The following is a 12,541-nucleotide window of genomic DNA, read 5'->3' on the forward strand; positions in this document are numbered from 1 at the left end:
AGCGAGGAGCGACGTACGAGGTCGGAGTCGGCGAGTTCCGAGTTACGAGAGACGAGTGAGCGGGACGAGTTACGACTCGACCAGTCCCCGGAGGAACCCGACCCCGTAAACGAGATACTGGAGCGGGAGGAGCGCGACGACCGCGAGCGCGAGGGGGTCGCCCGTCCGCCGGAAGGCGTACGCGCAGGTCCACCCGGCCACGAGGAGGAACGCCGCCAGCCCCGCCGGGAAACCGCGCCGGACCGCTCGCGGGGCGACCACGCTCCCGGTCGCCGCCGAGACCAGCGCCGCGGAGGGGAGGACCGCGTACCACCGGAGCGGCCGCCCGTGACGGCGACTGACCTTCGCCATCGCCACGCCGTAGGAGTACATCTTCGAGACGAACTCGCCGAGCGTCCCCGGTCGGTGGTGGTCCACCGGGGTCGTCGGGTCGTACAGGAACTCGTAGCCCCGTCCGGCGAGTCGGTGGTGGAACTCCGCGTCCTCCCCGACGTTGATGTCGGCGAAGGAGTGGTCCTCGAACACGGCCGCGTCGTAGAGGACGTTGCAGGCGGGCATGTTCGACACCCGGCGCACGTCGCCGACCCGGTAAGCCTGTGAGGCCTGTCCCGACCCGAAGACGGTCTCCTGCATCGCCTCGATGACCTTCGAGAGCCGGGAGTCCTCCTCGAAGGTCCAGTTCGGCCCGCCGACCGCGGCGATGTGTTCGTCGTCGGTCTCGGCGAACCGCTCGACCAGCGATTCGAGCCAGTCGCTCGGCACGCGACAGTCCGCGTCCGTGAACGCGATATACTCGCCGCTGGCGGCCGCCACGCCCGCGTTGCGACCGTGCCCGATGGACCCGCCGGAGTCGTCCACGAGTTCGTCGGCGTACTCGTCGGCGACGGCTCTGGTGCCGTCGGTCGAACCGCCGTCCACGACCACGACCTCGTACCGGTCCCGGTCGTAAGTCTGGTTCGAGAGCGACCGGAGACACTCCTCCAGCGTCTCGGCGGCGTTCAGTGCGACGACGACGACCGACACCTCCGGCAGTGGCGAGTCGCGCTCCGCTCGGTGGTCGGGTGTAGATGCCTGCGTTCCCATCGTTCCCCGTCTCGACAGGGCGACTGCGAGACGAAGCAGGGTTCGACGACGCGCTATTTCAGCGTTGTGCCGGGCGAAACCGGTCTCCTCGGCTGTCGGGAGCGCGCCTCCTTCCTCGGCTCCGTTTCCGACGAGCGACTACTGTGCGACGTGTTCGTGGTACCACGCGACGTAGTTGAGAATCCGCCAGAGTTCGTCGTCGTGGTTCGCGTCGCCGCGCCGGTGGGCCGCCCACAACTCGAAGACGCTCGGCGCGTCGAGGTACGGCGTCGCCGACACGCGCTCGTCGGTCAGCCACTGCGCGATGGCCTCGTGGTCGTTGCGGAACCACCGCGCGACCGGCACGTCGAACCCGTGTTTCGACCGACTCCGGACTCGCCGGGGCACGACATCGCGCACCGCGGCCCCGAGCAACGGCTTGTAGTCGCCGCCCTGCGTCTTGTACTCCGAGGGGAGACCGTGCAGGAACTCCACGAGCGAGTGGTCGAGAAACGGGACGCGCGCTTCGAGCGACGCCGCCATGCTGGCGTGGTCCACCTTGTAGAGCAAGTCGTCGCTGAGCCAGTGGCGGATGTAGTACGACGAGAGTCGCCGGAGCGTGTCGCCGTTCGGTCCCATCGACTCGGCGACGACGGTGTCGAGACTGTCGCCCGGCGGTCGGCCCGATTCGCCCTCGCGGACGCCGCCGAGGGCCGACTCCCCCTCGCCGTCGCCAGCGCGGTCCGGCTCACCTTCGCGGTCGCCGCGGAGGTACGACTCGGGAGCGACACCGCCGTAGCCGCGGAGCCAGTTGGTGAGCGTCTGCTCGTCGGACTCTAACGCCGCGAAGTACCGGAGGTAGTCGTCGCCGACCGGGGTCAGGTCGCTGGCGACCGAGGCCGCGTCGTAGACGGGCGACGGGAGGTCGCCGAGCCACTCGCGGTGTCGTCGCAACTGGTGGAAGTAGTCGTACCCGGCGAACAGCTCGTCGGCTCCTTCCCCGGTCAGCGCGACCGTCACGTGGTCGCTGGCGTACGCCGAGAGGATAGTAGTCGGGAGCGTCGCGGGGTCGGCGAGCGGTTCGCCGAAGTGGCGCACCACGTCGCCGAACACGTCCATCGACGAGAGGTCCACGGTGGTCTCGTGGTGGTCGGTGCCGAAGTGGTCGGCGACGAATCGCGCCTCGTCGCTCTCGTCGTACTCCGCGCCGCGGAACCCGACCGAGAACGTCTCGACCGGCTCCTCCATCGCTCTGTCCGCGAGACCGACGATGGCCGTCGAGTCGAGACCGCCCGAGAGGAACGCGCCGAGCGGAACGTCGGCCATCAGGCGTCGCTCGACCGCCTCCTCCAACTGGCTCCGGACTCGGCGCGTCGCTTCCGACCGGCTACACGTCGTCTCGGTGGGTTCGAGCCGCCAGTAGCGGTCCCGCCGGACCTCTCCGTCGGTCACGGTCAGCGAACATCCCGGCGGCAGTTTTCGCACGGAATCCAACAGCGTGTCGGGCCACGGCGTGTACCGGAGCGCGAAGTAGTTGCGGACCGCCCGCTCGTCGAGGCGACGGTCCACGCCCGCGGCGAGGAGCGCCGGGAGTTCGCTTCCCCACACGAATCGCTCGGGTTCGTCGGCGTAGTACAGCGGTTTGATGCCGAGCCTGTCGCGCGCGAGAAAGAGGGTCTCGGTCTCGTCGTCCCACAGCGAGAACGCGAACATCCCGTCGAGGAGTTCGGGCATCGAGGTGCCGTACTCCTCCCACAGGTGGACCAGCACCTCGGTGTCGCAGGCGGACTCGAACGCGTGGCCCTCGGCGGTCAGTCGCTCGCGCAGGGTCTCGTGGTTGTAAATCTCGCCGTTGAACACGACCGATACCGTGCCCTCCTCGTTGGTCTTCGGTTGCGACCCGCCCGCGAGGTCCACGATGGCGAGCCGTCGAGCGCCCATCGAGAGCGGTACGTCCGGCGCGACGTGCGCGGCCTCCTCGTCCGGCCCGCGGTGTCGAATGCAGTCGAGCATCTCCGAGAGGGTGTCTCGGTTCGCCTCACCGTACACCCCCGCGATTCCACACATCTCGATAGAGTCACGGTCGAAGTGTACATGTGTGTTGTCCCCGGCGAGGGTCGAAGCGCGGTTTGGATTGGCTCACCACGGAGGGTCGAAGCGCGGTCCCGGCGGCCGCAACGCTAACGTGTGGATTCGTAAACTACAGAACCGTGACCGACGGCGACAGCGACCATCTCGACGAGTGGCCCGTCGAGCGGACCGTCTACTTGACGCTCGACCTCGAATGCGACTACGGGACCGCGCTCGAACGGAACGACTACGAAGCGGCCCGCCACACCGACAGGCTGGCGGCGATACTGGAGCGCCACGACGTGCCGGTCTCGTGTTTCCTCCAGACCGAAGTGCTGGAGGCCGCGCCCGAGGCCGTCGAGGGACTGACCGAGGCCGACGTGCCGGTGGAGTTCCACGCACACTCCCACACCCACCCCCGGACCGACGAGTCCGACGTGGGCTTCGAGGTGCGCGAGAGTGCCGAGCGCGTCCGCGACCGGTTCGGGACCGAACCGCTCGGCTATCGGTTCCCGAACGGCGAGGCCAGTTCGGCGGAGTACGCCACGCTGGCCGCCGAGGACGTGTCCTTCGGCGCGAACCTCTTCCCGATGTGGTACCCCGGACGGTTCGACAACACCGGCGAGTCGCCGTACCCGTTCCGCCACGTGCCGACCGGCGTGGTCGAACTGCCGTTTACGGTGTACTCCCCGCGGTTCCGCGTCCCGGTCGCGCTCTCGTACCTCAAACTCCTCGGACGACCGTACGAGGAGTTGGCCACGCGGCGGCCCCCGAGCGTCGTCGTCTTCGACTTCCACATGCACGACCTGTTCGTGCCCGAGTCGTACGACGACCTCTCGCGGCCCTATCGCGCGGTGTACGCCCGGCGGAAGTACGACGGCCCGGCGACGTTCGACCGGTTCGTCGGGCGACTGAAACGCCGCGGCTACGAGTTCGGACTGATGAGCGACCTCTACGCGCGGACGGCCGCGGAACTGCGAGAGCGCGAGCGGGAGGTCCCGGTATGAGCGACGCGAGCGAGCGCATATCGACCGACGCGCTCGCCACCGAGGAGTCGGACGGTTCGGTCGCCGACCAGTCCGACGACCCGCTCGAAATTCTCGTCGTGACCGTGGACGAGTACTACTACGTCCCGAAGTTCCTGCGCGGCGTCTTGGACGCCGACGACGTTCGCGTCGTCGGCATCACCGCGATGTCGCCGACGCTCGGCACCGAGAGTACGCCCCGATTCGCGTGGCGGCTCTACCGCACGTTCGGGCCGCGCGTCTTCGCCAAGCACGTCGGGTTCTACGCCAAGCACGCGCTTCTCGACGCCGCGAACCGGCGACTCGGCCGCGGGAGCGCGTACTCGCCGCGGACGCTCGCCGAGCGCAACGACATCGAGTACCGCCACGTCGCGGACGTGAACGACCCCGAGTACGTCGGGTACGCCGAGTCGCTCGCACCCGACGTGGTGGTCTCGGTGGCCGCGACTCAGAAGTTCGAGTCGGGACTCCTCGGGGTTCCCGACGAGGCCGCTATCAACCTCCACTCGTCGCTCCTCCCGGAGTATCGAGGCGTCTCACCGAGCTTCTGGACGCTCCGAAACGGCGAGTCCGAGACCGGCGTCACGGTCCACCTGATGGACGAGGAGATAGACACGGGCGACGTGCTGGTCCAGCGACCGCTGTCGATACGCGACGACGACACGCTCCACTCGCTGAACGAGCGGGTGGCCGAGCGCGGTTCGGACCTCCTGCTCGACGCGCTCCGCGGCCTCCGCGACGGCGAGGTGGACCCGACACCTATCGACCCCGACGAGGGGTCGTACTACTCGCTACCCGACAGGAGCGACGTAGAGCAGTTTCTCGACCGCGGTCGGCGGTTCTACTGACGCGAGGTCGAACAACCGATCCGACATCCGGTCCAACGCCGTCCGACACCGGTCTAACATTGGTCCGACGCCGGTCCGACATCCAGTCGGCCGACTCGGGGTCGAAGCTATCGGGACGCCGAGACGATGCCGTGGTCCACGAAGAACCGGCGCGTTCGCCGGTCGCGCAACAGCGGGCGGAACGTCTGATACGTCTTGAGTTCCGGCACGCTGTTCACCTCCACGACGGTGAAGTCGCCGGAATCGTCCACGAGGAGGTCCCAACCGAGATACGGGGTGAACGCGTGGGACTCGGCGATGTCGGCGATGCGCTCGCGTATCTCCGGCCAACCGGGAACCGTCGTCCCCTCGATTCGCGCCTGCGTGTCGGGGTGGGTCGCTCGGCGGTCGATGCGGATTCCGTCCTCCTCGATGGCGGCGGAGAGTTCGCCGGACTCCACGTCCACCCACGCCGCGATGCCGCCTCGGTCGATGTTGTCGATGGGCTTGGACGCCTCCGTTCCGATGTGGTGGACCGCGGCCGGGACGAACGCTCCCTCGTCGTCACACAGCGTCAGGACGCGAATCGTGTTGGTCGCGTCGGGGAACAGTCGGTCGCTGTAGTCGGCCTGCTCGACGAACTCGCAGACGAGGTACGCGTCGAGCGTCGAAATCGTCTCTTCGAATTCACCTCTCGACCGGGACTCCCCGTCGACGTAGTGCGTTCCGTCCTCCTTCGAACAGATTAGCACGTCCTTTCCGCCCCACCCGCTGTTTCCTTTCAGGACGACCGTTCCCTCCGCGTCGAGTCGGTCGTCCACCCGCGCGGCCGCGGCCCCGTTGGCGGACGTGTTGTTCCGCCAGTTCTCGTACGACGGTCCGCTGTCAGTCGATTCCTCGCTCGCCGTCCAGTCGAGCGGATAGAAGTCGCCACCGTCCACGATGCCGTACATCTCCATCCGATGCTCGTCGTACGGTTCCATGAGGAGGTGGTTGTAGAGTTTGTCGTCCAGCGTATTCTTCCACGGATGGTTCACGGGACGACCCAGAACGTACTGCTCGAAGTCCGAAACGTAGTCCGAGAGCGAGTACGTATCGAGGTCGTACCGAAGGTCGGTACTCGGCGTGAACCCGCGTCGCCAGAGCCACAGTCGGCGTCGGAACGGGACCGGAAGCGGGTCCTCGGCTTCGTCGTCGCGCAGTCGCCACCGGTACGTTCTGAACCGGCCGATCTGCCAGAGCAACAGCAACTCCGGATACGGGGGTGGCGACCGTTCGACGGTCCGGTGGGTCAGCGACCGAACGGCGTCGGTCTTCACGTCGTACAGGAGGTCGGCGACTCCTCGAACGTCGTCCGCGAAATCGACCATAGAACGCTTCTCCGGCAGGTATTTGTCCGAAAGTTCCCAAAACACGACAACCGAATTCGACAACGACGGCCATAAATCTACGCCTCCGAGGGAGGCCCTACTCGTCCACCGACCGCCGGTCGTTTCACGTCCGTTCGACGTACGGTTTGTTCGAGGTACGGCGTGAGGGGACGAGCGCCAGCGAACTCCGCGCCACAACACTCAAGACCGGAGATAGCCTGAACAAATCGTATCGGCCGAGGTGGGGAAGATGGGAGTGACAACGAGAAAACGACGGAGACAAAGAGAGGGACCGCCCGTCGCCAGCGGCGGACTTCGCGGCGACGAGACGGAGCGCGTCGTCCCGAGGAGAGAGACGCCGACCAGCGTCGCCCCGAGGAGAGGGCCGCCGAAGAGCCTCGGGGAGAAACGGGGCGAGCATGTCTGAGGACCTGTCGAAGCGGGAGCGACTGCGGTCGCTAACCGACGTTGTGACCTATCGACCGGCGCTGACGCTCGCCATCGTCGCGCTGAGTATGGTCGCGGCGGCGCTGGAGGGAGTCGGACTCAGCTTCCTCGTGCCGATTCTCGAACAGGTCGATTCGGGCGGCAGTCCGCCGCAGAACCCGGAAGGACTCCTCGGGGCGTTCTACGGCGCGTATCAGTTCCTCGGCGTGCCGTTCACGCTGGAGTACATCATCCTCGGCGTCGGGTTGGTGATGGTCGCGCGCTACGGTGCCAGTTTCCTCGTCGCGTGGCTTCGGGCGGCGCTCCAGACCGACTACATCCGGTACCTCCAGACGGAACTGTTCGACGCGGCGCTCGACGCGCGAGTGTCGTACTTCGACCGGCGCGGGTCCGACGAGATACTCAACGCCGTCGTGACGCAGGCTCGCTACGCCGGGCGGTCGATTCGGTACGTCGTGCGCATCGTGGAGATGGCGCTGGTCAGCCTCGTCTACCTCGCCATCGCGATGTACCTCGCGCCGACCCTGACGGTCATGACCGCGGTCGTGTTGGGCGGTTCGGTCGCCGTCATCAGGTACGGTCTCGAATCGGGGTACGCGGTGGGCGACCGCGTGGCCGACGCCAACGAGGAGGTCCAAGAGGTCGTGCAGGCGGGGACGCAGGGAATCCGCGACGTGAAGCTCTTCCGAATGAGCGACGAACTGTTCGCGCAGTTTCGGACCTCGGTGGACAAGTACGCCGACTCGCTCATCACGCTCCAGCGGAACAAGGCTGGCATCGACAACCTGTACCAGCTTACCGTCGCCGTCACCGTGTTCGGTCTCATCTACTTCGCGGTCACGTTCTCGTCGCTCTCGCTGAGCGGACTGGGCGTCTTCCTGTTCGCCATGTTCCGACTCGGACCGAAGCTGAGCGCGCTGAACGACTACGTCTACAACGCCGAGGGGAACCTGCCGCACCTCGTCCGGACGCAGGAGTACATGGACGAGTTGAACGACTGCGAGGAGCCGAACCCCGCCACCGAGACGTTGCCCGAGCCGGTGGACCGCGTGACGTTCGAGGACGTGTCGTTCGCCTACGAGACGGACGATGCGACGGTAGACGACGTGTCGTTCGGCGTCGAGCGCGGCGAGTTCGTCGCGTTCGTCGGTCCCTCCGGGGCCGGGAAATCGACAATCGTGAGCCTGCTGACGCGGCTCTACGACCCCGACGAGGGCCACATCCTCGCCGAGGACACGCCGATAGAGCAGGTGGACGTAGACGAGTGGCGCTCGCGGGTGTCGGTCGTCCGCCAGAATCCGCACATCTTCAACGACACGCTCCGGTACAACGTCACGGTCGGGAACCGCGACGCGACGCAGGAGGAGGTCGAGCGCGTCTGCGAAATCGCGCAGGTGACGGAGTTCGTAGACGAGATGCCGAACGGCTACGACTCGATGCTGGGCGACGACGGCGTGCGCCTCTCGGGCGGCCAGCGCCAGCGCATCGCCATCGCCCGGACGCTGTTGGAAGACGCCGACCTGCTGTTGTTCGACGAGGCGACCAGCGACCTCGACACCGCGCTCGAACAGCGCGTCCACGCCGGTATCGAGGAGATGGAGCGCGACCACGCCCTCCTCGTGGTCGCCCACCGCCTCTCGACGGTGACGAACGCCGACCGAATCTACGCGATGAAGGACGGCCGCATCACCGAGCAGGGGCCACACGAGAAGTTGCTGGAAGAGCAGGGGAACTACGCCTCGCTCTACTCGGTCCAGCAGTAGGACCTCGACCGCGTCGGTCTGCCAGTAGCCGGTTCACAGCAGTCCCCCGGCCGGGAAACGCTCGGAACGACCCGCCCATAGGCTTATCTCGGGGACTCTTGTACAGAGTCGAAGACGGCAAACATGACTAATATACTAAACGAATTGCCCCGCCAACTCTTCCGCGGTCTCTCTGAGGCCGGACTCGGCACGCGGACGCTCGAACTCTACGACGAATCGGTCGGTCTCTCGAACACCGACCACCTCCGGGGCGTGGACGAGCGCATTCGGAACTTCGAGTTGGACGACGACGACGTGAAGGGGTCGGTGCTGTTCCCGATGATTCCGGGCTACGAGGGCGTCACCTTCCGGGCCGCCATCCTCGCGCACGCCTTCCGGACGCGGGGGTACCGACCGACCGTCCTCCGGTGTGCGAGCGACGGCGGTTCCTGTGACCTCGGGACGTGTCTGTATCGGTCCTTCGACTGGGACGAGTCGTACGTGTGTGACTTCTGCCAGCGACTCAGCGCCGCGACGACGGAGGCGTTCGGGTTGGACACCATCGCCACCAGCGAGGTGTTGCCGCCGTCGTACGACCCGCCGTCGAAGCCCGACGACATCCGGTCGGTGACGTATCGCGGCGTTCCGGTCTCGGAGTTCGCGCTCGCCACGACCCGGAAGTTCTTCCGGCGCTACTCGGTAGACCTGACCGAGTCGCCGGACCGCGAGCGATACCTCGCGTACCTCCGGGACGCGATGAAACTCGTGGACGTGTACGAGACCCTGTTCGAACGTCGGAACTTCTCGGCGGTCGTGGTCAACGAGTCGGTGTACGTCCATGGCGGGGTCCCGCTGGCGGTGGCCGAACGACACGACGTGCCGGGGTACGTCCAAGAGGTCGGATTCCAAGCGGGGTCGCTGATGTTCGGGCGGGCCGAGAACCGCAGTCCGATGCCCCACTTCGTGGATTCGGCGGCGACCGAGGAGTTCCTCGCGCGGGAACTCGGCGACGAGCGCCGCGAGCGAATCGCGGCGGTGATGGCCCAGCGCAAGACGGGCGACGGGTCGATGAACTTCTCGGCCACGAGCGACGTGTCGGTGGATGTAGGCGACGACACCGTCGTGGGCCTGTTCACCAACCTACTGTGGGACGCGTCGATGGAACTCGGCGACGCGGACCTCCCCTTCGAGAACACGTACGACTGGCTGGAGACGACGATAGCGGCGCTCGAATCGGCCGACGGCGTGCAGTTAGTCCTGAAGACCCACCCCTCGGAGTACCAGCGCGACACCAACGAGAGCGTCGCGGCGTGGGTCGAGCGAACGTACGACGGCACGCCCTCGAACGTCGAACTCCTCCCGCCCGACACCGAGGTCGATACGTACGAGTTGATGGCGGAGGTGGACCTCGGACTCGTGTTCACCTCCACGACGGGCCTCGAAATGGCGTACGACGGGACGCCCGTCGTCGTCGCGGACAGGGCACCGTACCGAGGCTTCGGCTTCACGTTCGACCCGACGACCGGAGACGAGTACGAGCAGTTGCTGGCCGAGCGCGACGAGTTGTCGATGACCGACGAGATGCGGGCGCGCGCCCGGCGGTACGCCTACCTCTCGTTCGTCCACCAGAACTTCGAGTTCCCGTTCGTCGGCGTGTGGAGTTCACAGGAGATAGCCGACGCTCGCGTGAGTCACGACCAACTGAAGCCCGGAAACGAGAACTTCGACGCGATAGTCGAGCGGATTACGAGCGGCGACCCCGCCCTGCCAGCACTGCCGAGAGCGCCCGAACAGACGTGAGCGTCCGGCGGACGTGAACGTCCGAGAAGGCGTCACCTCCTCGAACGCTCGAACCCGGCGAGCGGTCCGCTCAGCGACCGGCCGAGTACGGTTCGAACTCGTCGCGCTCCCGTAACTCGCCGTTCGGATAGCGTATCGTCCACGGCGGCACGTCCTCGTCTACGTACGACAGGGCGGTGACGACCGCACCCTCGCCGATGGTGACGCCGGGCATCACGACCGCGTTCGAGCCGACGAAGGCCTCGTCGCCGACCGCTATCGGGGCCATCACGTCGTCTCGCTCCTCGCTCGGGACGCGCGTACTCATGTGCGAGGTCGCCTTCGAGTAGCGCGTCACGAGGACACAGTTGTACGTCACCGCCACGTCCGAGCCGACGACCAACTCGCCGCCGCCGACGACCCGCGTCCCGGCGTGGAGACACGAACGGTCGCCGAGTTCGGTGCGCCGACCGCAGTTCAGGAAGACGAAGTCGTCTATCTCGACCTCCTCGCCGAGCGTCAGGTTCTCGGGGTTGACGATGCGCGCCCCGTCGTAGACGTACTCGTGGGACGCCTTGAGTTCGGCCTCGTCCATGGACGCCATCACGACGGAATCGCGTAAAACAGTACCTCCGGGTTCGGCGTTCCACCGAGTTCGGCGTTCCCGGTCGGTCTCCTCGGCTTCGTCGGCGGGGTTCGACCGGAGTCTGCGAGGTTCGACCGGAGTCGGCGGCTGGCGGCCGGACTTATTGGACAGTAGGTCGTACCCCGGACGGTCACATGAACGATTCTGTCCTCGGAGTCGTCCCGGCGCGCGGCGGGTCCAAACGCGTCCCGCGCAAGAACCTCGCCGAGGTCGCGGGCAAACCGATGGTCGCCCGCGCGGTCGAACAGGCCGAGAGCGCCGACGCGCTGGACGAGGTGGTCGTCTCGACGGACGACGAGGAGATACGTCGCGTCACCAGAGAGTTCGGCGGGGATGCCCCCTTCGAGCGACCGGCCGAACTGGCGACGGACACTGCGAGTAGTACCGACGTTATCGACCACGCGCTGTCGTGGTACGAATCCGAGCGCGGCGAGACGTTCGACGCGGTGGCGATGATTCAGGTGACGACGCCGCTCCGGGAATCCGCGGACGTGGACGGTGCCCTCGAACGCCTCCGCGAGACCGACGCCGACTCGGTGACAACCGTCACCGAGTACCAGACGCCGCCGGTGTGGGCCGTCTACGAGGAGGACGACCGACTCCGCCAGTTCTTCGACGGCGACTACCTCTGGACCGACGGCGAGGTGCCCCGGAGCCAAGACCTGCCGACGCTCTACTATCCGAACGGCGCGGTGTTCGCCGCGACGGTCGAGGCGTTCCGGCGGGCGGACGGCTTCTACACCGACCACACCGTGGGCTACGAGATGCCGCCCGAGCGGTCGATAGACGTGGACGAACCGTTCGAGTTGCGGATGGTGCGCGCGCTCGCCGAGTACGATTCGGAGTGAACGGCGACCCGAAGTGAACGAACGCGCTCACTCGGGGTTCCGGAGCAGAAACGCCCGGTCGAGGTCGTCGTTCTCCCGGTACTCGATGAATCGCTCGTCCGTGCAGTCGAGTCCGTGGCGGTCGAGGTAACGAGCGAGGAAATCGGTCTTCCAGAGCATTCGCTCCTCCCCGCGCCACTCGATTTCCGTGTACTCGTCGGCGTGGAACTCCAGCCCCCAAATCCACTCGTTCGAACACCGCACGATTTCGTCTATCACCGCATCGACCGACTCGGGCGGGACCGTCACCAGCGTCTCGTTGGTGAACACGAGGTCGAACTCGCCGTCTCGGAACGGGAGGTCGGTCGCGGTGGCCTTCAGCACCTCTATCTCGGAACGGTCGCGCCGACACCGGCGGAGACCGCCCGTGTGAACGTCCACGCCGTACAGGTTCTCGAACCCCATCTCGTGGAGTATCTCCAGTTGGATACCGATGCCACAGCCGACTTCGAGGACCGTCGCGTCGCGGTCCACGCGGTCGAGGAACTCTCCCATCACGTCCGACTGGCCGAACCCCCACTGGTCGGTCCTGAGTCGGTCGAAGCCTTCGACGGTGGTCGGATGGCGCTCCCAGTATCGCCGACCGAACTCGCCGTCCCACAGGTCTATCTGTCTGGTGCGTTCTGGCATCGCGTCGGTACCGACCCACGGCATCGAGTGGCTTAACTACTGACGCGGCCGCGACG

The 12,541-nt window shown here is 66.7% G+C and carries 10 protein-coding genes; 5 read left to right on the forward strand and 5 right to left on the reverse strand.

Annotated elements, in window-relative coordinates:
* Positions 1–69: 69 nt before the first annotated feature.
* Both EPL00_RS18255 and asnB read right to left on the reverse strand, forming a co-directional pair.
* Positions 70–1,083, reverse strand: a complete 1,014-nt coding sequence (locus tag EPL00_RS18255; RefSeq protein WP_135854118.1) for a glycosyltransferase — start codon at positions 1,081–1,083, stop codon at positions 70–72.
* A gap of 138 nt (positions 1,084–1,221) precedes the next feature.
* Positions 1,222–3,129 (reverse strand): asparagine synthase (glutamine-hydrolyzing), encoded by a 1,908-nt coding sequence (gene asnB / locus EPL00_RS18260; protein WP_135854117.1) that lies wholly within the window; start codon positions 3,127–3,129, stop codon positions 1,222–1,224.
* A 143-nt stretch (positions 3,130–3,272) separates the two neighbouring features.
* On the opposite strand from asnB, the gene EPL00_RS18265 reads away from it, so the two are divergent.
* Together EPL00_RS18265 and EPL00_RS18270 are read left to right on the forward strand one after the other, a co-directional pair.
* Complete coding sequence (locus EPL00_RS18265) at positions 3,273–4,139, forward strand: polysaccharide deacetylase family protein (protein WP_135854116.1); 867 nt, start codon at positions 3,273–3,275, stop codon at positions 4,137–4,139.
* On the forward strand, positions 4,136–5,005 hold the full coding sequence (locus EPL00_RS18270; protein WP_135854115.1) for a methionyl-tRNA formyltransferase: 870 nt from the start codon (positions 4,136–4,138) through the stop codon (positions 5,003–5,005). The genes EPL00_RS18265 and EPL00_RS18270 overlap by 4 nt, the downstream gene beginning before the upstream one ends.
* A gap of 107 nt (positions 5,006–5,112) precedes the next feature.
* Here the strand turns inward: EPL00_RS18270 and EPL00_RS18275 are convergent, their stop codons facing one another.
* Positions 5,113–6,354: a sugar-transfer associated ATP-grasp domain-containing protein gene (locus EPL00_RS18275; RefSeq protein ID WP_135854114.1), complete on the reverse strand. Its 1,242-nt coding sequence runs from the start codon at positions 6,352–6,354 to the stop codon at positions 5,113–5,115.
* Positions 6,355–6,773: 419 nt separating this feature from the next.
* Here EPL00_RS18275 and EPL00_RS18280 point away from each other — a divergent pair, with 419 nt between their 5' ends.
* On the forward strand, positions 6,774–8,564 hold the full coding sequence (locus EPL00_RS18280; RefSeq protein WP_135854113.1) for an ABC transporter ATP-binding protein: 1,791 nt from the start codon (positions 6,774–6,776) through the stop codon (positions 8,562–8,564).
* 123 nt (positions 8,565–8,687) lie between these two features.
* Positions 8,688–10,343, forward strand: coding sequence for a capsular polysaccharide export protein, LipB/KpsS family (locus tag EPL00_RS18285; protein WP_135854112.1), 1,656 nt, complete (start codon positions 8,688–8,690; stop codon positions 10,341–10,343).
* 70 nt (positions 10,344–10,413) lie between these two features.
* On the opposite strand, the gene EPL00_RS18290 is transcribed toward EPL00_RS18285, so the two are convergent.
* A complete protein-coding gene (locus tag EPL00_RS18290) occupies positions 10,414–10,917 on the reverse strand; it encodes an acyltransferase (RefSeq protein ID WP_162224259.1) in 504 nt (167 codons plus the stop codon).
* A 185-nt stretch (positions 10,918–11,102) separates the two neighbouring features.
* Here EPL00_RS18290 and EPL00_RS18295 point away from each other — a divergent pair, with 185 nt between their 5' ends.
* Complete coding sequence (locus tag EPL00_RS18295) at positions 11,103–11,816, forward strand: acylneuraminate cytidylyltransferase family protein (protein WP_135854110.1); 714 nt, start codon at positions 11,103–11,105, stop codon at positions 11,814–11,816.
* Positions 11,817–11,843: 27 nt separating this feature from the next.
* Here the strand turns inward: EPL00_RS18295 and EPL00_RS18300 are convergent, their stop codons facing one another.
* Positions 11,844–12,485, reverse strand: coding sequence for a pseudaminic acid biosynthesis-associated methylase (locus EPL00_RS18300; RefSeq protein ID WP_162224260.1), 642 nt, complete (start codon positions 12,483–12,485; stop codon positions 11,844–11,846).
* Positions 12,486–12,541: the final 56 nt, after the last annotated feature.

Origin of the sequence: Halorussus salinus (assembly GCF_004765815.2) — an archaeon.
Lineage (GTDB): Archaea > Halobacteriota > Halobacteria > Halobacteriales > Haladaptataceae > Halorussus > Halorussus salinus.